Below are 20,184 nucleotides of genomic sequence, written 5' to 3' on the forward strand. Positions count from 1 at the left end.
ATTGCCGCCGCCGCCGCCGTTACCGCCGCCGCCGCCATTGCCGCCGCCGCCGCCGTTACCGCCGCCGCCGCCATTGCCGCCGCCGCCGCCGTTGCCGCCGCCGCCGCCATTGCCGCCGCCGCCGCCGTTACCGCCGCCGCCGCCATTGCCGCCGCCGCCGCCGTTACCGCCGCCGCCGCCGTTGCCGCCGCCGCCTGCCGACAGAGAGCTTGATTACTGTTCTGTTCATATCGCTCACTCCCATGGTTAACGTGACGTTAACAGGGGGAGAGTTTATTAGGGCAACCTAATTTTGAAAGAAGAAACAAAATATGAGCGTGTACTCAATTTGGCTACAATTACATTATTAAGAGCTAATACGTCATCCAATAGTAGCGCTAGAGCAAATCACGGGCGAACATAGGAGCTTTGCATGCGGAAGATTTTGGCCATTCTCGGTGTTGTTGTTTCGGTTCCTTTATGGACCAGTCAAGGTTTTGCTGGATCTGAGGTTCCAGCAAGTAGATCTATCGCAGCGCCGATTGGCTTCAGTTCTGCTTGCGCCAGATATGGTTGGGTGTGCCACGGCAAGGGTGGCGGCAACATCGACGACGGGCAGGCTTTGCGCGTGTTGCAGCAGGTCAACCGTTACGTAAACGCCAGCGTGATACCGGCCGAAGACCGAACCACGACGGGGAAGTCCGAGTACTGGTCGCTGCCGATCAACAACCGGGGTGACTGTGAAGACTATGCGCTTCTGAAAATGAAGACCTTGCTCAACGTAGGGTTCCCCTCCAATAAGCTGGCACTATCGGTCGTCCTCGATCATAGCGGCAACAACCACATCGTCTTGCTCGCCCGCTTGAACTCTGGCGACTATGTTCTCGACAATCTCAGCGGCAGCGTCAAACCATGGCATCGGACAGGCTATACCTTCCTCGCCAGCCAGAATTTCAAGAGGAAGGGCAGCTGGCAGGTTACCCTTGCAGGCCCGCGCGCAGGCCAATTCTACAAGGGCTGAGTGCAATATCCGCCACCAAGGCGGCAGCCAGGGACGATCGCGCCTAGCGGTCGTCCGCCCGTCCAGGGGAAGGCATGGGGAACCATCCGGTTGCCTTCCCTCGCCCGCCGATGCTAATCAAGAGGCACGCGGGACGACACTCAGATGGCGGCACTTCGGCGGAACTGGTGCATTTCGACAGCGGCACGCTTGGCGGCCGCGCTGGTGCTTATCACGCCTGTTTCCCGCCCCGCGGCGTCGCAGGAAATCGCGAGCGAGGCCACCTGCCTCTATTCAAGCGCAACCGACCTCACCAGCGACGATCACCTGTGCATCAAGGCCGCGAGCTTCAATCGCGACCTCTGCACCGCGATCGCCCATGTCGCAAACGCCAACGCCCTGCCGCCTGACTATCTCGCCAGGCTCATATGGCGGGAGAGCCGATTTCGCGCCGATGCAGTCAGCCCCAAGGGAGCGCGCGGCATTGCCCAATTCATGCCGGGCACTGCCGAATTGCGCGGATTGAACGACAGTTTCGACGTCGTTCAGGCCCTGCGCGCGTCGGCGGAATATCTGGGCGAACTAAAAGCCCGCTTCGGCAACCTGGGCCTCGCCGCAGCGGCCTATAACGCCGGCGAACAACGCCTCGCGAATTTCCTGAACGCAGGCACATTGCCGTTCGAGACGCGAAGCTACGTCCTCAATATCACCGGACACACCGTCGAGGAATGGAAGACCTCCACGAGCGATTTCGCTCAACCCCTCCTCGACCAGAAAGCCCCTTTTCTTGACGCCTGCGTGACACTCGCCGAAAGCCGCCGGCTGGCCGCGCCGACCTATAAGCCCGAAGGCGTCTGGGCGCCCTGGGGCGTACAGCTCGCGGCAAGCACGACGCCGGACACGGCACGCGCCCTATTTGCCAGTGCCATCGTCAGGCTTCCATCGCCGCTCAAGGACGAGCTGCCGCTTATCATTCCCCATAGAGACAGAAGCTTCGGCTTCCGCCCCCGCTACAGCGCCCGCATCGGACGACAGACACGCGCGGAAGCGAACGACACCTGCGATGAAATCAAGAAGAACGGCGGAACCTGCCTCGTCTTCAAGACGCAGCCCCTCTAGCCGGGTCAGCGCGACGGGTCCCGCTTTACCGCCGCCTGGAAGCGTCAAGCCCATCGGCAAGGCTTTTCCCCCACTCAATTGGAATGCTCCTTGCACAGTTATCAATATCTTCATTGTGTAGAGGCCAGTTGTAATGTTTCGGCACACATATATGGAATTTCCCGCTCTGACCCTCGTCCTGGGTGGCCAGGAACGATCCAGGCCCGTCCGAACCCTCGGAGAGGCCGCCGAGATCCTGATAAAGCGATGGCCAAGCGATGACGGCGAGGAATACGTCGTCGCCGTCAAGGCCTGCCTCGACGCCATCCACGGCATCATCTCCCCAACCGCGGCGCGCGACGCGCTGATCCGCGCCGCGCACGAAGCAGGAATCCGCTACATCGCGGTGGTCCACTGAGTGTTGCGTGCTTTAGTTGACTGGTCGCCACACGTTGCGGGGAGCCCATCGATCAGTCTTCCGCGCCAATCGCCGGACACGACCATGTTGGCGGAGAAACTGTCTCGCTTGATAAAACGCTATTTTTTGGAGCACTCCGACCACGCTTCTTGCTCCCGCCAATATCCTGGCCACGTGCCAATTGCTGACATCAGGACATGAAATGACTGGGTAGCCTAACAGCAACTTTTGCGGGGCGCCGAATAGTGCAGCGACTAACGTATCATTACTGACTGCGGCAAGCTGGGATGTTGATAAAGAACAACACGAATGCCCCAGACTAAACGCTGTTGGCGAGTCTGCTAGCCATATGGTCACAGAGCCTTTATATGGCGTGGCAATCGGAATTGTCAGAGGTTTGAACGTTGGGTAAGCGCCAGACAAAAGTCAAAAGCTTGAGTCGAGAGGATGGACTGAGAGTGCTCCGGCGCGTCTTTGCTGAGAATGGCCGCGCGCATATCCGCGGATACATCTTTGCAGGGATCTGTCTGGTCACCGTAGCGCTTTCGACTTCTTATGTGGCATACATAATGAAGTCGTTCATCGATCAGGCCTTTGCGGCAGGAAACGCAGAAAACGTCTGGCTAATCTGCCTATCTATTTTTGTTGCATTTTCGCTGAGAGGCTTTGCCAGCTATGGGCAAGCCGTGGCGCTCTCCAGAGTTAGCAACAATATCATCGCGACTTATCAGCGTCGCGTGGCGGCGCACCTGATGAAACTTTCAGTCGAATTCTTCAATTCACGACGTTCCGCACAGGTTGTTGCTCAGATAAACCAGAATATTACTGGCGTGCGCGAAGTTCTCAATCTGACGATCACGTCGACAACACGCGATATCTTGTCGCTGGTATCGCTTGTCGGTGTGATGTTCTATCAAGATTTCGTCTTGGCGTTCATAGCCTTGGTTTTTGCGCCACCCATGCTCTTCGGATTGCAGCGCCTCGCACGCGAACTGAGACACGCCAACTCGGAAGGCGTCAAAATTACCGGTCGGGTTTTTGGGGCGTTCCAGGAAACGATACAGGGGATTTCCATCGTGAAAGCCTTCACGATGGAACGCCAGTTAGAAAAAAACCTTGATGAGGTAATTCGCGCAGCAGAAAACCGCTCTAACCAGATTGTGCGGCTGTCCGAGCGCAACGGCCCCATGGTCGAAACTTTTGCCGGTGCGGCGGTAGCAAGCGTGATCGGTTACGCGGCGTACCGAACGATATACCACAATGTGCCTCCGGGAGCGTTCTTCTCATTCATTACCGCGTTGTTGATGGCTTATGATCCCGCGCGTCGACTGACCAAAATTCAGGTTCAGATGCAGCGCGCAGCGAACAACGCCAAGATGTTGTACGCGCTCTTGGATTCCGAACCTAACCAACCAGATGCACCTTCCGCACCCAAACTGGAAGTTTCCGGGGGAAAGGTTGAATTTCGGGAGGTGTCCTTTGGCTATGGTGAACAACACGTTCTGAATAAGGTCTCGTTCACAGCTGAACGCGGCCAGACCACTGCGCTTGTGGGACCATCAGGCGCCGGCAAGTCGACGTTGGCGACTTTGCTGCTGCGTTTTTTCGATACGGCGGAAGGCGGTATCTTCGTTGACGACCAAAATATTGCTTCTGTGACCAAACGATCCTTGCGAGAAAAGATCGCTTACGTTTCGCAGCAGCCATATCTGTTCGAAGGCACGATTGGCGAGAATATCAGACTTGGCCGTCCAGGTGCGACGACCGGTGAGATCGAGGAGGCCGCCCGTCTCGCTTATGCGCATGATTTTATTTTGGAGCAACCGCAAGGGTATAATACACCGCTCGGTGAAAATGGCATCACTCTGTCGGGCGGCCAACGTCAACGGCTATCGATAGCACGGGCAATCCTGCGGAACGCTCCGATCTTGCTTCTCGATGAAGCGACCTCATCCCTCGACGTAGAGTCAGAAGGCATTGTTCAGAAAGCCCTCGAAGCGGCCATGGCGGGCAGAACAGTTATTGTTATCGCGCATCGTTTTTCAACAATCCGAAATGCTGACAAGATCGTTGTGATGAACAACGGAAGGGCTGTAGAGGAAGGCACCCACCAATCGCTTTCGCAGAAAGACGGTGGGATTTATTCTCGGCTCAACGAACTACACAGTTTTTCCGCTTAGTGCGGTACAAGAAACATTTCAACCGGGCCGCGTCGCAGCCCGGTTGAAAGGAGGGTGACTTCAGTGTGCTGGGGCTGAGCCGCATCGCCATTCACCATCGATCGCTAAGCGCACACGATTTGCCCATCTGCAATCGACAAAGAGTTTCCTTTTAGCCGGAACCCAAGCGCCGCTTTACACTCTTTCCAAACCTAGATGGCCGGCCGCTCGCTCGCAGATCGCGGACCAAGTGCGATTTTCACGCACGAACTGTTGGGCATTGACCTTCAGGGTGCTGCGAAGCTCAGGTTTATCCAGCGCCAGGCGAATTTTAGCTTCGAGATCGGCGACATTGCCTTTCTCAAACAGCAATCCGGTTTCACCTGCCTGGGCGAAATCCTTCAATGCCTCAACGTTAGATACGATGAGCACCTTGCCCATCGCCAAAGCCTCAATTGGCTTTATGGGAGAAACCATCTCGCTCACCTTGAAAGGCAGGCGCGGAATAGGAGCGATCTCGATCAGTGAGTAGTAAGAACTCACAGTCTCGAAAGGAACGCGGCCCGGCATGATCAGCTTGTCGCTTAGACCCGCCGCGCGAAAGCACTCTTGGATCTCGTCAGTTATGGGAGCCGTGCCGTCCTTGAGACGCTTCTCACTTCCAACGATCAGAAGCCTGAAGTCATATCCCTTTTTTGCCAGCGCAACAGACGCCCGCGCCAGATCAGGAAGGCCTTCATATTCGATGATCGAACCGACATACCCAATAACGGGAATGCCCGCCGGTATCTTCAGCTTTTCAGCAAGTGTCCGATCTTCTTCAGGGCTGAAAACCGATGCATCATCCACCCCATTCGGCATCAAGTGGATCCGTCGCGGATCAACGCCACGCGAAATAAGGTCCGTCTTCATAGGCTCGGTTAGCGTTAGTACGACATCCGCCTGCTGCGCCACAAAACTCTCAAGCGCGACTGTAACAGCATAATCCGGTGTCTTGTTGTAGCCGGGGTCCTTCGACTCTCTCGTGAGTTCCCACATTCCACGAACTTCATAAGCGAACGGCAATCCAAGCCGCTTGGCAGCAATAAGCGCCGGCAGGCTATTCATGAAGTTAGAAGCGGCGACAACGATTTCCGGCTGTAGCGCACGTATTTTCTGCTCCAAAGCATCCGCAGCCGATTTGACCCACTCAAGCGTATCGTGTCGCGATTCAGTAGGCTTCAATATGCGATGGTAAGGTACGCCATCGATCTCGTCGACGGCGGGTATGCTTTCGACCGGAAGGTCCTTGTGGAAATTCAAGGGGAAGGACGGCCGCGTAATCACCTGCACGTCCAGCCCAATGCCTTGGTAACCCTTGGCTACGCCATGGGTACGCGTCGTGTAGCCGGTGACGTTATATGGGAGACTGGAGGCAGCAATATAGGCAACCCTATTTTTTGTTGTCTGCCCTGCTGAAACAGTCGTCTTGGCGACCAATTTCCGAGCAGAAAGCAACATTACTGGCTGCCGTGTTAAAAATGAACGTTGCGCCGTTGTCAGGTCGTTGCTCGCTAACAACTCCTCCGCAGTCGAGAGCGCACTCTCCAAGTCTAGCGCGGACTGCATTAGCGAAAAGTAGACCAACTTGTCGAAGAATTCGCCTTTATTCCGCTGGGCTATGCCGACAAACTGCTTGGCAACATTTTTGTCCAATCTGGAAAGCGCTGCCAACAAAGCGCCTGCGACCTCTCCCCGGACTGCCGCAGGGAGTGGTGCGCGCGATATCTGCTGCCATATTGACGAGGCAACGCTATCCGGGATGTGGCTATTCTCATCCGCCAAGCGCTGTATTTGCCGGGCGATCTTCTTTATCCTCCCCGCCATGATAAGCTTGTGGGGCGTCAAAAGATGCTTCAGGGGATGCCTCGCCGCCCGCTTCTTGTGTGCTCGCACCAAATCGACGGAGTATTGGACAAGTTCATCTCTCAGTTCGAATCCGAAAGAGGCCGTGTTTCGTCCATCTACGTTGTCGAGCCTCGTCGCATGCATCAAAGCCATTGGATCCCCCGATCGCCAATTGAAATTAGACTGCTACAGCCTTCACCGTTGTGGGCGGAAAGCACTTTCCCGCGAATTCCTTATGCGCAACCAATACGACGTGAACGTCGGCATATCCTAATGCATCATCGACATCCATCAGCCGAAGATGGCCAAATCCCTTTGGCAGGTCGTCTATGTTCGGCTCTACAACAACAACTTCACCCGGATGCTCCTTACTTAGGTTCTGGATGATTTCCAAAGCAGGGCTCTCTCTCAGGTCATCAATATTCGGCTTGAATGCCATGCCGTAGCACGCAACCTTCAGATCAACCGCCCGGCGCTCGGGTGAGCTCATCAGGGTTTCGCCGACGACCTTCTTTATCTTTTCCAACACCCATCCCGGCTTACTATCGTTGACCTCCCGAGCCGTCCTTATCAGACGCGATTCCTCCGGAGCACTGGAAACGATGAACCAAGGATCAACTGCGATACAATGCCCCCCAACCCCCGGGCCAGGCTGCAAGATATTTACCCGAGGATGATGGTTGGCTAGGCTAATCAACTCCCAGACATCAACTTTCAAGCGTTCGCATACCAATGAGAGTTCATTGGCAAACGCAATATTCACATCCCTAAAGCTGTTTTCCGTCAGTTTTGCGAGTTCCGCCGTGCGAGGATTAGTCAATACGCAATCGCCCTCAACGAAGGCGCGATATAGCTGCACTGCCAAGTCGGAGCACCGGCGCGTCATGCCGGCGATAATACGATCATTGGACACCAGTTCTTGAATAACTTTCCCCGGCAAAACCCGCTCGGGACAGTGCGCAATTCGGATGTCCGAATCCTCGCCTGCTTGCTGCGGGAAAGAAAGATCTGGTCGTGCTTCGGCCAACCACGCGGACATCTGTTCAGTTGCTCCAACCGGAGACGTCGATTCCAACACCACGAGATTTCCCGGCTGAAGTACAGGAGCGATCGATTTCGCCGCCGCTTCGATGTACCTGAGATCGGGATCATGGCTCTCACCCGTAAAGGGCGTTGGAACAGCGATCAGGAAGGCTTCTGCGGGTTCTGGAACAGTTGATGCACGCAAATAACCCTCGTGGACAACGCTGTGAACAACGATATCGAGGTCGGGTTCTACGATATGGATTTCGCCCTTGTTTATGGTGTCCACGACGCTTTGGCTGACGTCAATTCCGACAACCTGGATTTTCCGCGACGCAAATAGGGCTGCAGTCGGAAGACCAATGTAGCCCAATCCTATGACAGAGATTTTTGTGAAGTTCTTCGCAGTCATTATTTATGCAACCAATCTATAATCCGCTTGCTTGCGTATCCGTCGCCATAAGGGTTGTTAGCCGAGCTCATCGCTCGGTAGGCGTCCGAATTGGATAGCAGTAGGGATACCTCGTTTGTGATTTTGTCGACATCAGTGCCGACCAGCCGAACGGTGCCCGAAGCCACCGCCTCCGGCCTTTCTGTCGTATCGCGAAACACAAGGACCGGCTTCCCAAGAGACGGCGCCTCCTCCTGGATCCCTCCAGAGTCAGTCAAGATTATCTCTGATTGGCTCATGAGATAAACGAAGGGAACGTAATCTTGAGGTTCGATAAGCAGAATGTTCAGAACATTCCCGAGTATGCGGCTTACCGGCTCACGGACATTCGGATTCAAGTGAACTGGATAGACAATCGTGCAGTCCGGAAACCGTTCTGCGATATTGCGCAAGCCTTGACATATGCGCTCAAAACCGGCGCCGAAATTCTCGCGCCTGTGTCCCGTCACGAGGATGATCCGATTGCCGTCCGATAGGAACGGAAAACGCGACCTGATGCTTGCTTGGAGCAAGCGGTCAGCATCCAGTCGCTGCTTTACGCTGACAAGGGCATCGATAACCGTATTGCCGGTGACGACGATTGACGAGGGATCGACATTCTCGGCAAGAAGATTTTGCCGCGCAGCCTCGGTCGGTGCAAAATGATGCGTCGCGATCGCGCTCGTGAGCTTTCGATTCCCCTCTTCAGGCCACGGAGAATAAAGATTGCCTGTCCTCAGACCTGCCTCGACGTGTCCAACCGGTATCCGGCTGTAATAGCCAGCCAGGGACGCCGCGAAGGTAGTTGCGGTATCTCCGTGCACCAATAGCACGTCAGGCTTTTCCGCCTCCAGGATCGCCTGCAATCCAAGCAGGATAGCCGACGTCACATGAAACAACGTCTGGCCTGCCCGCATGACATTCAGGTCGTGATGCGGCTTAATCGCAAAGACATCGAGCACCTGATCGAGCATTTCGCGATGCTGAGCGGTTACACACACGCAGGAGGTGAAATCGGCTCGTGTTTGCAGTTCCGAAACAATCGGAGCCATTTTAATCGCTTCGGGTCGGGTCCCAAAGACCGTCATAACTTTCTTCATAAGGTACCCCCTATGAGGGGCAATAGATTAGCTTGCATCCGTAAGCAATATCCGATGATCGATACAACCCCTCTAAGTTGTTTACAAAGTGTTACAGGCTGTTCACAAACGGTTACGGCGAGAAAGATAAAGCGTTTAACCAATCCGGGAGGGCGCCACATAAAGGCCAACAATTCAAATATTACATACCATAGATTGCAATCGAAATACACGAGCAACCAAGAGGAAATGACACGTCACTACAACCAACGCCATATGGGAACGTCCCGATCACCTTTGCTGCTCACTGTGACATCGCGTCCCTAGAGTTTACTTAGAACCGCGTGTACGGAACTGCCCAAGAGATTTGGAGACCTCAATGACTGGGCAAAAAAGGGCAGATATACAGCTTTTACGAGCAGTCGCTGTTCTTGCTGTGATCGGCTATCACGCGAGCGTTCCTGGCATGGGAGGTGGTTTCACCGGCGTTGATATCTTCTTTGTCATCTCGGGTTTTTTGATAACGGGCAAGCTCTCAACTGAACTTTTCGAGACTGGCAGAATTCGTTGGTTCAGCTTTGCGAGCGCGCGGGCTGCGCGTCTTCTTCCGAATGCGCTGCTGACGCTCTCGGTAACCCTTCTGCTGAGCTATATTTTTCTCGCTAGGTACAGAGCAGCCGGCTTGGCAAAAGACGTTCAGGCGAACGCTCTGTTTTTTGGAAACATTCGTTTTTCAAAGCAGTCGAGCGACTATTTCAGTTCGACCGATCTGCCGAGTGCTGTCTTGCATTTTTGGTCATTGAACGTCGAAGAACAATTCTACCTCGTGCTGCCCATAGCGCTACTGGTCGTCAGCTTCGTAAAGGGAACTTGGCGCAAGCGCGTGATTGGTTATGGCCTTGCCCTTACAGCGGCTGTCTCGTTTTCCCTCGCCGTCTGGACGGTGCATTTCAACCAGAATCTCGCTTTCTTCTTGCTGCACACACGCGCTTGGGAGTTTGCGATTGGCGGCCTTCTAGCGCTGTACATCAAGCCAATATCGATGTTGGGAAACCCCCAGCTCCGTGGCATTATCGCTTGGGCAGCTTTTGCCGGCATGCTCGCTGGCATTGTGCTGGTCTCCGAAGATGAGCTCTATCCGAACTGGATAACCCTAGCGCCCACACTATGCGCCGCATTTTTCATCGCCTTTGCCCCGGACTCGCGCCTCCTCGCTCAAACCTTTCCAAAGAGGAGTGGCCTCGGCCTAGTGGGAGACTGGTCCTACAGTTTGTACCTGTGGCATTGGCCCGCGCTGGTATTTGCTGCGTCGTCAATCAACGGAAAAGTCGCCTCCCCAGCTGTCGGCGTTACCATCGGAAGTGCCATTGCGATCGCGGTTTTCTATCTCGTCGAGGAGCCGCTGCGAAAGCAGGCACGCATCGAAACTAGAAGGATCATCGTTGCATCTGCGTGCGGACTAAGTGTAGTGGCGGTCGCCTTCGGCTCTGCCGGCTACAACAGAACCATTAACCGGCACTTTCCCCCAAGCGCGTTGGATAATGAGATCATTGCTGCGCGCCAGGACCTACCAAGAAGTTACCGCGACGGCTGCCACGTCAATAAAATCTGGGATAAAACGCCGACACACTGCATATATGGGAATGGCGAGAAGACTGTTCTTCTTTTCGGCGATAGCCATGCTGCTCAATGGCTTGAAGCGATCATTTTAGCCGCTGATGGCTCCGGTTGGCGCGTCGCCAATGAGACCAAATCAGGTTGCCCCTCAATCAGCGGAACAGTGTGGTATGCGCCTACCAAATCCCCGTTCATCGATTGCGATCACTGGAGAAATGCGGTTCTCGAAAGCCTAAGGAAAACGCCGCCCCAAGCCGTAATTATTGCTAATTCGTCGACCTATGCGTTGGACCGCTATGGCATAGAGGCAGGAGGCTCGAAGGACTTGCCAACCGCCCTCAAGAAAACCGTGAGCATTTTTCGCGATATGGGCATCCCGGTATATTTGATTCGAGATACACCGCGAATGAGTCTCGGTGTATCCGACTGCCTGTCCAAGGGCTATGGCAACGGATGCGCACTACCGCGCGAAACGGCTATGGCATCATCGTATGCGTCGATACCTGACGTCGATCCGGATGTGACCCTGCTGGACTTCACGAATGATATATGCGCTGGTCCGATCTGCTCGCCGGTCCAAAACGGGCGGATAGCCTACCGCGACCAGCACCATATCACTTCCACCTTCGCGGCGACCTTCTCAAATCGATTCCAACCTATCTTTGCGCTTTCTGGACCACAGGATACGCTTTCATACAACAGATAGCGTCATAGGGATCGATGGCCTGTATTGATAACTCCAGATTGTAGTGATGAACAAAAAGCTCGCTGAGAGGGCGGATGGCTATTTACGACAACAGTTTCAGATATTAGAACGACGGGTGGCCGGCTTGGCATCGCAGGGGGGAATCTGTGAAATACGACCTTGACCTGTTTCTGTCTCTGAACGAGGAATACAAGACAAAGCCGTTGGTGCCGGCTCCGCCCACCTATGATCCGGCGACTCTCGTGGAGCGCGCCGCCCGCCGCGTTGAAAACATCAATCGCAAAGTTCCAGTCGCTGGCAAGCGGGTTCTTGAAATCGGGTGCGGCAGAGGCGAAGTCTGTTTTGCCTTGAATAAGACCTATGGCGGCGATGTCGTTGGCGTGGATGTCCGGAGCTACCCAGAATGGGAGGACGCGCCGCGTGGCGTCACTCTGCTTCAGACAGATCAAACGGCAGAAGACCCGCAAGACATTGGGAAATTCGATCTTATATACTCAAACTCCGTTTGGGAGCATGTTCGCCACCCTTTCAAAATGCTGAAGAGAGCCTTTGACGTTCTGAAGCCAGGCGGCCATCTTCTGCTCAGCGCGAACCTACATCGGGGACCCAAGGCATCGCACCGCTATCGAGACATATTCTTCCCGTGGCCACACCTGCTGTTTGACGATGAGATCGTTGAACAGTTTTATCAGACGCTGAACCTAAAAAGAACCTCGGCTTGGGTCAACCAGTTGTCGATTGCTGACTATTTCAACTATTTCAATATGGTTGGCTTTGACGTGCTTCATACGTCATATTCAATAACGCCGATCGACGAAGCCTTTGTTCAGCGTTTCTCGGACAAGCTTGATCGCTTCCCCCGCTACGATCTTGAGCGCGACTTTATCCATGTCAAATTGAGAAGGCCCTCCAATTGGAGCAGCGGTCTGCATAAATTCAAGCGACCTGCCGGCTGGACGCCTCCCTCAAGGCGCCATCCAGGAGCCAAGCGGTTCTGGGAAAACATCGAAGCCTCGACTGAGATCATCGCGAGCAATAACGGACAACCATCGCCGAAGCTTACCGCCACAGCTGGTCGCAACAGCGGTGGCGCAAATGCCCGAACGCTCCGACCTCAGAGAACCGATGGGGCATCCTCCATCCTAGGCATTTCAGACTTGTCAGGGATAAAAATGGTAGCGGGGGGCGGAATTGAACCGCCGACCTCAGGGTTATGAATCCTGCGCTCTCACCAACTGAGCTACCCAGCCATCTGCCAACAATGCCGTTTGCGAAGCGCCCGGCTCGTTGAATGAGCGGCTTATATGGCGACCCTTGCGGTCATGTCAAGCGCATGATCGAGAAAATGCCCGAGAGTTTTTCAGGCCGCGACGGCACTCGCCAGCAACGCCTTCAGCGAGGCTTCGGCAGCGGGTTCCCGCTCGGAGCGCTCGATGAAACCGCCGCCGTAGACACGGGCGTTGTCGCCTGGAGCCGAGTAGAGGGCGCAGGCCTGCCCAGGTGCTACCCCTGCTTCGCCGACGGCGAGATCGACGTAGATGCCGCTCTGGTCGGCATGGAGAACGGCTGGCGTCGGCGCACGGGTCGAGCGCACCTTGGCAAAGCAGGCAAAGCCTTCGCCCGAAGCTGCCTGCAGCAGTTCTTCGTCGCCCAGCCAGTTGACGTCGCGGAGATAGACGCGGTGCGTCTCCAGCGCTTCCTTTGGCCCGACGATGACGCGGCGCGAGCGCGCGTCGAGATAGACGACATAGAGTGGCTCGCCGGTCGCAACCCCGATGCCGCGACGCTGGCCGATCGTATAGTGCAGGATGCCTTCGTGATTGCCGAGCACGCGCCCGTCGAGATGGACGATCTCGCCGGCGAGCGCCGCATTCGGCTTCAGCTTGTTGATGATATCGGTGTATTTCCCCTGCGGCACGAAGCAGATGTCCTGGCTATCGGCCTTCTTGGCGACGACGAGACCCATCTCTTCTGCAAGCTTGCGGGTTTCGGCCTTCGGCAGGCCGCCCAGCGGGAAACGCAGATAGTCGATCTGTTCCTGCGTGGTTGCAAACAGGAAATAGCTCTGGTCGCGGTCGGCATCAGCCGGGCGATAAAGCGCACGGCGGCCGGGATTGCCGGGCGCCGGGTTCGCACGCGAGCGGATATAGTGGCCAGTCGCCAGCGCATCGGCGCCAAGCTCCTTGGCGGTCGCCAGCAGATCCGCGAACTTGACCGTCTGATTGCAGGAGACGCAAGGAATCGGCGTCTCGCCGGCTACGTAGCTCTCCATGAACGGATTGATCACCGTATCGCGGAAGCGCTTCTCGTAATCCAGGACGTAATGCGGAATGCCGAGCGTTTCGCAAACGCGGCGCGCATCGTCGATATCCTGGCCAGCACAGCACGAACCGGCACGATGAACGGCCGCGCCGTGATCGTAGAGCTGCAGCGTGATGCCGAGCACGTCGTAGCCCTGCCGCTTGAGAATGCCCGCCACGACGGAACTGTCGACGCCGCCTGACATGGCGACGACAACGCGGGTATCTTCCGGCTTCTTGTCAAAATCCAGTGTGTTCACGGGCAGTGGCCAATTCTATAAGCGTGTCTTCATCCGCCCTGCAATGCGCAAATCCGGCAGACCTCCGTCTCTGCCGGCGGGATCGACCGCGGGCACTTTCGTAGGCGAGGATATAGAAAGGATTGCCTTGCGGCGCAAGGGGCGACACTGCCACGACGATCCCCCCTATTCCTTTGTCACCATGCCACGACGCTCGAGCGCCGTCTTGCGAATGACCTCGGCGATATCGGGGTTACTGCTGGAGAGCACCTGGAAATCCACGGCGTAAAGGGAGAGCAGCGAGACCTCGGTTGCCGCGCTCACCGTCGCCGAGCGCGGTTCGCCCGTGATCAGCGCCATCTCGCCAAAAAAGCTGCCGGCGGACAGGTCGACCGGGTTGGGCGTCGCGACGCTGACATGCCCCTCGACGATGAAGAACATCTGGTCGCCCACGTCGCCCTTGCGACAGATCACGGTGCCGGCTGGCACCACCCGCGATCGCAATGCCCGCACGATCTCGACAAGTGCCGCCGAGCTGAGCTTCTGGAAGAGCGGCACCGCCGCCACCAGCTGCCAGTTGCGCACGAAATCCCGGCGCCGCACTTCCTCGGCAAAGCCGGTCGCGAGGATACCGGCCCAGAGCGCAAAGATGCCGATCCCGCTCATCATCACCAGCCCGGCAAGAATACGACCGGCGAAGCTCTGTGGAATTTCGTCCCCATAGCCCGTGGTCGATAGCGTCACCACGGCCCACCACATCGCCTGCGGAATGCTGCCAAAGCGGTCAGGCTGAACATCGCGCTCGATCAGATAGGCGGCGAGTGCTGCACCGAAGAGAACGATGCCGAAGATCGAGGTCACGCCAACCAGGTTGCGGGCCTCATTCGCGACAACGCGCCCAAGCATCCGGAAGAAGGTCGAATCGCGCAACGGTTTCAGCAGCCATATGGCGCAATAGAGGCTTTGATCGCGGCTGCCGGCAAAAAGGAAGGCACCAAGGGGCACCACAACAGCGAGCACGTCCACCGCGATCGCGGGCGTCCTGTCGCGAGAGCGCGATGCCCGCTGGATGATCACGGTATCGATGAGTTGCAACACGTAGGCGGCCCATATGGCCACGAGCACAGCGTCAAGAGCGATATTGGTTCGCCCCGTCACATCAGGGGTCGTCAGGGCCGCAACGGCGAACAGCCCGGTAACGGCAAGCAAGGCGCTAACCGCCGCAGATATCCTGAAGAAAGGCCGTGCCGACATTCATTCCTCCGAACGGCCTGAAGCGTCGTCAGAATAGATACCTTCGCGCGATCTGCAACGGAAACAACAAGGTGGTACGGCAAAACCAGTGCGTCGCGCAGAAATTTCGAACCGGGCGAGAGGTCTGGAAGACCCGGAAAACACGATCCGATCTATTGCTCTAGGCAAGGATCTGAAAACAGCGCCCCATCAAGCGCCCCCAGGGCTGTCCGGGTGGCGACCAGAAGCCATGTCGCCGCAAGGACGACGACTAGGAGCGCCCCGAATACGCCAAGTGCCGGAACCGGAATCATGGTCGACAGACGCAACGTTGCCACCGCATAGACCCCCATCGGGAAAGTGTAGGCCCACCAGCCAAGATTGAACGACAGGCCGATCTTCAGATAGCGAACGGTGACGGCCGCAGCCACGCCGAGCCACCAGAGACCGTAAGCCCACAACAGGATGGCGCCGAGGAGTGCCGCTCCCGATATGGCCGCCGCGATGGCATCAAGACCATTTGCCTCCAGCACACTGCGCCCGTTTGCTGCAAACAGCATCAGCCCGAGCGCTCCCGTGCCGATCGGCCCGAGCGCCAGAAATGCGGTGGCCGCCATGCTTGCCGGCGGCAGCTTGTGCAGTGCCAGTCGCAGGAAGAGGATCGTCAGGATGCTGAGGGCAAGCGGCAAGGAGCAGGCCCAAAGCACACAGCTTGCAAACAGCACCGTGAGCTGCGCACTCGCCCCGTCGATATGCGGCAGCAGAAGACCACCACTTGCGGCCGTCACGCCGCTGGCGACGATCGGCAGCAGCCATATGGCGCTCATGTGCTCGAAGGCGTGCTCCTGCCGCGTGAACATGGCATACGGAATGGCAAGCCCCGCCAGAACTGCCAGAAACGCATCGATCCACCAGAGATAGACAGCCACCTGCGCGGCGACCGCTCCGAACATCGGAATACCGAAGATCAACGCACCATTCACAATGGTCGCCAATCCCATGGGAATGCAGCCGAAGAACATCGACACGACGGGATGCTCCACAGCGCGAAGGGCATCGCGCGAATGGAAAAGCCATTTGGCGACATAGAGGGCTGCGAGAGCAACGAAAAGCGCACCGTTGGCGAGCCACAGAAAGCCGCCCATCTGCACCAGCAGCGGTGAGTGAGGGAATTGCCCCAGGCAGATAGCAAGTATGCCTGTCCCCATTGTGGTCGCAAACCAGTTGGGGGTGAAATGCCGGATACGTACGTTGTTAAGGAGACGTGTCGCGCTGCGGTTGGATGCGGTGAGTGTGGCCATTGCTTTCAATCCTTGATCTGGCCCAATCGATACGCTCGCCAATCAATCGATTCCAACGAATTGTAATTGTCATTTTGTTCGGTAAAATCAAATGGTATCAACCGAGGCCGAAATGACGCTGGAACAACTCAGAATTTTTGCCGAGGTCGCCGCTCGCCAGCACATCACCCAGGCGGCGGCACATCTGAACATGACGCAATCGGCCGTCAGCGCCGCCATCACCGCCCTGGAAAGCCGCCATCGCGTCACGCTGTTCGATCGTGTCGGACGTTCTATCGTTCTGAATGAGACAGGGCGTCTCTTTCTGAAGGAGGCACATGCGGTGTTGGCCAGTGCAAAGGCGGCCGAAGCGGCACTCATGGACCTGTCAGGGCTGATGCATGGCGAGCTGTCGATCATGGCAAGCCAGACCGTGGCGGGCTATTGGCTGGCACCGCGCCTGGCGGAGTATCAGAGACGCTATCCGGGTATCGCCCTTGGCGTTCGCATCGCGAATACATCAGAGGTCGCCGACGCCGTTGCCGAAGGTCGGGCGGAAATCGGCCTGATCGAATGGCCGAATGAACGGCGAAGCGTATCCGCACGCATGGTTGCTACCGACGAGATGATCGTCGTCGTTGCACCGGGCCATGCCTGGGCGGATGGAAGGCCGAGAAGCGTTCGAGATTTTGCCGACACGGCCTGGATCCTGCGCGAAACCGGCTCAGGCACACGCCGCGCGTTTGAGAGCCTGCTGGAAGGCGCGGCAATGAGCATCGGCTCTCTCGCCATCCCGCTGTCGCTTCCGGGCAATGAAACCGTCATTGGTGTCGTGGAAACCGGCACGGGAGCAACATTGATGTCCCGCAGCATCGTGGCCCCGCTGCTGCGCAGCGGCGCGCTGGTCGAGGCGAACGTGCCGGCGCTTCCCCGCCCCTTCTTCCTGCTGCGCCATGAGGAGCGCTATCGCAGCAAGGCAGCCGATGCCTTTGACGACATGGTTTCAGCGTCCAGCGGCAGCCAAAAGGCTTGACGCGCCAACGCCGATCAAGGCTTCGGCTTCCGCGCGCGGCATGGGCTTGCCGAGCAGAAAGCCCTGCACTTCACTGAAGCCTTCGTCCCGCAGCTTCTGCAATTGTTCTTCGGTCTCGATCCCTTCGGCAAGCGTCGTCGCGTTGAAGCCAGATCCGATCCCGACCACGGCGCGCACGATGGCGAGATTACCCGGATCGCTCTCGATACCCGACACGAAGCTGCGATCGAGCTTGATCTTGTCGAAGGCGAAGGCGCGCAGGTAGCTGAACGAGGAATAGCCCGTGCCGAAATCGTCGATGGCGATGCGGATCCCGAGCTCCTTCAGCGCCCGCAACAGCGGCAGGCTCTGCTCGACATCCGCAAGGAAGACCGATTCCGTGATCTCGATCTCCAGCCGTTCGGGACGCAGACCCGTTTCGTCGAGCGCTGATACAACCGTCGAAAGCAGGCTGTTGTGTCTAAACTGGCAGACGGAAAGGTTGACCGCGATCTTGAGATGTTGCGGCCATGTGGCCGCCGTTCGGCAGGCTTCGCGCAGCACCCAGTCGCCGATCGGAACAATCAGCCCCGTTTCCTCGGCCACCGGAATGAAATCCATGGGCGGGATGAGCCCACGCTCGGGATGACGCCAGCGAATGAGTGCTTCGAACCCGCCGAGGCCGTCGTCGTCGAGCTGGACAATCGGCTGGTAGTAGAGCTCGAACTGGTTCCTTTGCAACGCTTCGCGCAGCTCGACGGTGAGCATGTGGCGACGCTCCGCCTCGCGGCGCATCTCCACCTCATAGAATCGGTAGGTGGAGCGCCCGCTCTCCTTGGCCGCATAGAGCGCCAGATCCGCATACCGCATGAGCACGTCGTCATCGGCGGCGTGGTCCGGCGCCATCGCAATACCGATGCTGCAGGTCACATGCTCGTTGACGCCGTCGAGATCAAAGGGCTTCGACAGAGCCGTGAGCAGGCGTTCCGCAAAACGTTCGATACAGCCATCCTCGGTAAGCCGCAGCACGAGTGCGAACTCATCGCCGCCAAGGCGGGCGACAAGGTCACCGTCCTTCACAAGCTCCGTCAGGCGCGCGGCCACCTGGCAGAGCAACGCATCCCCCGCCGCGTGTCCCTTGCTGTCGTTGATGTGCTTGAAATGATCCACGTCGAGATAGAGGAGCGCGATCGGGCTTTCGGCACTGGCGTGCGCCGCCTCGCGCTGGATATGCTCGGAGAAATAAGCGCGGTTCGGCAAGCCGGTCAGCGCATCGTGCATGGCCATGTAGGCAAGGCGTGCCTCGACTGAACGCTCTTCCGTCACATCCTGCGATATGCCGAGCAGATAGCGCGGTTCGGAACCATGCGGCGCCGGCAAGGCGCGTTTCACCGTCCGCAGTATGCGCGGCACGCCGTCGACGCGGCGCATCGTCTCCTCGAAGCTGATCGTGGAAACGGCCTCGAATGCCTGGGCATCCTGTTCCCTGAAGATGGCCGTCTGCTTGTCGTCGAAGATCGCGCGGTCGCTTTGGCCGATCACGTCTGCCGCATTGAAGCCGACGATTGATCCGCAGGCCTCGTTGAACAGAATGTAGCGACCATCCGCTTCCATGTCCTTCACGAAGACGCCGACCGGCAGATTGTCGACGATACTGTCGAGAAGCGAGCGCGTATCGGTCACCTCCCGATGCGCGGCATTGACCTCGGTGCGGTCTTGCACAATCGCCAGGATGGCATCACGACCGTCAAAGCGCACCGCGCGACCGTAGGTCAGTACCTCCAGCATCTCGCCATTCGCCTTGAGATGCGTCCAGCGCTCGGCCTTTTCCATATCAGTGCGTGCGTACACGGCATCCAGCATTCGCCGACGCTCCTGCGCGGGCCGAATGTCGAGAACGGTCATCCTGGCATATTGCTGTGGCGAATATCCGTAGAGATCGACCGCGGCGTTGTTGACAATCAAAAAGCGCAAGGTGTCCGGATCGTAGACCCACATCGGCGATGGATGGGTCGCAAACAACGATTGGAAATCATCGTTGGGCGCATCGATAGGAACAAGTGCTGTCAAAAGGCCGGTCATGGCAAAATCACATGAAATATTGAGGGCGGACCGACTTGTTATAATCGAAAAAACTAAATGAAATCAGAATCATAGTTCGCCTAAACTTTAGGCGAACGCCTTCCAGTTGTGCAACAAGGCGGCGTTACGCTCCGGCTTTTTGCCTTTTCCCCGCGTTTCAGTGGTGCGAATGAGTACACTGGCCATGATCAGCCAGAACCTCGATCACCCTGCACTCGTCGACACGGCCGTGCACACATCCCTTGATCATCGTCTCAAGCTCAGCCTTCAACGCCGTCAGGCTACGGATACGCTGTTCGACCTCCACAAGACGCGCCTTGGCAATCGCATCGGCCGACGCGCAGGACTGGTTCGGGTCGTCCTGAAGGGTCAGCAGCGCACGAATGGCATCCACTTCGAAGCCGAGTTCGCGGGCGTGCCGGATGAAGGCGAGCCGGCGCAGATCCGACGGCTCGTAGGAGCGCTGGTTCCCTTCGCTGCGGTTGGGCTCGGCCAGCAGTCCGATGCTCTCGTAGTACCGGATGGTCGGCACCTTCACGCCACTTTGCCGGGAGGCTTCTCCAATAGTAATCTTCTTCATGTTTTTCCACTTGCACCTCTAGCCACTAGAGGATGTAGGAAAGGTGCATCCAAATCTCAAGG

The 20,184-nt window shown here is 57.1% G+C and carries 16 protein-coding genes and 1 tRNA gene; 8 read left to right on the forward strand and 9 right to left on the reverse strand.

Annotated elements, in window-relative coordinates; all coding sequences use genetic code 11:
• From QTL94_RS07165 to QTL94_RS07185, 5 genes are all read left to right on the forward strand, one after another.
• The coding region (locus QTL94_RS07165) for a hypothetical protein (protein WP_289801068.1) at window positions 1–213 on the forward strand (213 nt) is incomplete at its 5' end.
• Between the two features lie 199 nt (window positions 214–412).
• Complete coding sequence (locus QTL94_RS07170; protein ID WP_065692508.1) at window positions 413–1,000, forward strand: transglutaminase-like cysteine peptidase; 588 nt, start codon at window positions 413–415, stop codon at window positions 998–1,000.
• Between the two features lie 144 nt (window positions 1,001–1,144).
• Window positions 1,145–2,098, forward strand: a complete 954-nt coding sequence (locus QTL94_RS07175) for a lytic transglycosylase domain-containing protein (protein WP_289801069.1) — start codon at window positions 1,145–1,147, stop codon at window positions 2,096–2,098.
• Between the two features lie 151 nt (window positions 2,099–2,249).
• Complete coding sequence (locus QTL94_RS07180) at window positions 2,250–2,495, forward strand: DUF982 domain-containing protein (protein WP_342587901.1); 246 nt, start codon at window positions 2,250–2,252, stop codon at window positions 2,493–2,495.
• Between the two features lie 404 nt (window positions 2,496–2,899).
• A complete protein-coding gene (locus QTL94_RS07185; protein WP_289801070.1) occupies window positions 2,900–4,675 on the forward strand; it encodes an ABC transporter ATP-binding protein in 1,776 nt (591 codons plus the stop codon).
• A gap of 174 nt (window positions 4,676–4,849) precedes the next feature.
• Here QTL94_RS07185 and QTL94_RS07190 read toward each other — a convergent pair whose 3' ends face one another.
• Genes QTL94_RS07190 through wecB form a run of 3 tightly spaced genes read right to left on the reverse strand, consistent with a single transcriptional unit; the run spans window position 4,850 to window position 9,094 of the window.
• Window positions 4,850–6,694 (reverse strand): glycosyltransferase family 4 protein, encoded by a 1,845-nt coding sequence (locus QTL94_RS07190; protein ID WP_289801071.1) that lies wholly within the window; start codon window positions 6,692–6,694, stop codon window positions 4,850–4,852.
• Window positions 6,695–6,719: 25 nt separating this feature from the next.
• Window positions 6,720–7,976 carry a UDP-N-acetyl-D-mannosamine dehydrogenase gene (gene wecC, locus QTL94_RS07195; protein ID WP_354666051.1) on the reverse strand — a complete coding sequence of 419 codons (1,257 nt, stop codon included), beginning with the start codon at window positions 7,974–7,976 and terminating at the stop codon, window positions 6,720–6,722.
• Window positions 7,976–9,094: a non-hydrolyzing UDP-N-acetylglucosamine 2-epimerase gene (gene wecB / locus QTL94_RS07200; protein WP_289801072.1), complete on the reverse strand. Its 1,119-nt coding sequence runs from the start codon at window positions 9,092–9,094 to the stop codon at window positions 7,976–7,978. Before wecB ends, wecC begins: the two co-directional genes overlap by 1 nt.
• A 358-nt stretch (window positions 9,095–9,452) precedes the next feature.
• Here wecB and QTL94_RS07205 point away from each other — a divergent pair, with 358 nt between their 5' ends.
• Both QTL94_RS07205 and QTL94_RS28290 read left to right on the forward strand, forming a co-directional pair.
• Entirely contained in the window at window positions 9,453–11,396 is a 1,944-nt protein-coding gene (locus tag QTL94_RS07205; RefSeq protein ID WP_289801073.1) for an acyltransferase family protein, read from the forward strand.
• A gap of 242 nt (window positions 11,397–11,638) precedes the next feature.
• Window positions 11,639–12,613 carry a class I SAM-dependent methyltransferase gene (locus tag QTL94_RS28290; RefSeq protein ID WP_354666052.1) on the forward strand — a complete coding sequence of 325 codons (975 nt, stop codon included), beginning with the start codon at window positions 11,639–11,641 and terminating at the stop codon, window positions 12,611–12,613.
• On the opposite strand, the gene QTL94_RS07210 is transcribed toward QTL94_RS28290, so the two are convergent.
• From QTL94_RS07210 to QTL94_RS07225, 4 genes are all read right to left on the reverse strand, one after another.
• Window positions 12,570–12,646 (reverse strand) — tRNA-Met (locus tag QTL94_RS07210). The genes QTL94_RS28290 and QTL94_RS07210 overlap by 44 nt on opposite strands.
• Before the next feature lie 110 nt (window positions 12,647–12,756).
• Window positions 12,757–13,956 carry a tRNA 2-thiouridine(34) synthase MnmA gene (gene mnmA, locus QTL94_RS07215; RefSeq protein ID WP_065692552.1) on the reverse strand — a complete coding sequence of 400 codons (1,200 nt, stop codon included), beginning with the start codon at window positions 13,954–13,956 and terminating at the stop codon, window positions 12,757–12,759.
• A 165-nt stretch (window positions 13,957–14,121) separates the two neighbouring features.
• Complete coding sequence (locus tag QTL94_RS07220; protein WP_289801074.1) at window positions 14,122–15,189, reverse strand: cyclic nucleotide-gated ion channel; 1,068 nt, start codon at window positions 15,187–15,189, stop codon at window positions 14,122–14,124.
• Window positions 15,190–15,341: 152 nt separating this feature from the next.
• Entirely contained in the window at window positions 15,342–16,469 is a 1,128-nt protein-coding gene (locus QTL94_RS07225) for a TDT family transporter (RefSeq protein WP_289801075.1), read from the reverse strand.
• Between the two features lie 91 nt (window positions 16,470–16,560).
• Between QTL94_RS07225 and QTL94_RS07230 the strand changes: the two genes are divergently transcribed.
• Window positions 16,561–17,481 carry a LysR family transcriptional regulator gene (locus QTL94_RS07230; RefSeq protein WP_289801076.1) on the forward strand — a complete coding sequence of 307 codons (921 nt, stop codon included), beginning with the start codon at window positions 16,561–16,563 and terminating at the stop codon, window positions 17,479–17,481.
• On the opposite strand, the gene QTL94_RS07235 is transcribed toward QTL94_RS07230, so the two are convergent.
• Window positions 17,452–19,542 (reverse strand): putative bifunctional diguanylate cyclase/phosphodiesterase, encoded by a 2,091-nt coding sequence (locus QTL94_RS07235; RefSeq protein WP_289801077.1) that lies wholly within the window; start codon window positions 19,540–19,542, stop codon window positions 17,452–17,454. The genes QTL94_RS07230 and QTL94_RS07235 overlap by 30 nt on opposite strands.
• Window positions 19,543–19,699: 157 nt before the next feature.
• A complete protein-coding gene (locus QTL94_RS07240) occupies window positions 19,700–20,122 on the reverse strand; it encodes a MerR family transcriptional regulator (RefSeq protein ID WP_065692547.1) in 423 nt (140 codons plus the stop codon).
• Window positions 20,123–20,184: the final 62 nt, after the last annotated feature.

Source organism: Rhizobium sp. S96 (assembly GCF_030382195.1).
Taxonomy (GTDB): Bacteria; Pseudomonadota; Alphaproteobacteria; order Rhizobiales; family Rhizobiaceae; genus Rhizobium.

Bases quoted from the DNA above. Each gene is read 5' to 3' on its own strand.
- QTL94_RS07190 (WP_289801071.1), bottom strand. From the start codon at position 6,694: ATGGCTTTGATGCATGCGACGAGGCTCGACAACGTAGATGGACGAAAC.
- wecC (WP_354666051.1), bottom strand. From the start codon at position 7,976: ATGACTGCGAAGAACTTCACAAAAATCTCTGTCATAGGATTGGGCTAC.
- QTL94_RS07235 (WP_289801077.1), bottom strand. From the start codon at position 19,542: ATGACCGGCCTTTTGACAGCACTTGTTCCTATCGATGCGCCCAACGAT.
- QTL94_RS07170 (WP_065692508.1), top strand. From the start codon at position 413: ATGCGGAAGATTTTGGCCATTCTCGGTGTTGTTGTTTCGGTTCCTTTA.
- QTL94_RS07180 (WP_342587901.1), top strand. From the start codon at position 2,250: ATGGAATTTCCCGCTCTGACCCTCGTCCTGGGTGGCCAGGAACGATCC.
- wecB (WP_289801072.1), bottom strand. From the start codon at position 9,094: ATGAAGAAAGTTATGACGGTCTTTGGGACCCGACCCGAAGCGATTAAA.
- QTL94_RS07175 (WP_289801069.1), top strand. From the start codon at position 1,145: ATGGCGGCACTTCGGCGGAACTGGTGCATTTCGACAGCGGCACGCTTG.
- QTL94_RS07220 (WP_289801074.1), bottom strand. From the start codon at position 15,189: ATGTCGGCACGGCCTTTCTTCAGGATATCTGCGGCGGTTAGCGCCTTG.
- QTL94_RS07230 (WP_289801076.1), top strand. From the start codon at position 16,561: ATGGTATCAACCGAGGCCGAAATGACGCTGGAACAACTCAGAATTTTT.
- QTL94_RS07240 (WP_065692547.1), bottom strand. From the start codon at position 20,122: ATGAAGAAGATTACTATTGGAGAAGCCTCCCGGCAAAGTGGCGTGAAG.
- QTL94_RS07225 (WP_289801075.1), bottom strand. From the start codon at position 16,469: ATGGCCACACTCACCGCATCCAACCGCAGCGCGACACGTCTCCTTAAC.
- QTL94_RS07205 (WP_289801073.1), top strand. From the start codon at position 9,453: ATGACTGGGCAAAAAAGGGCAGATATACAGCTTTTACGAGCAGTCGCT.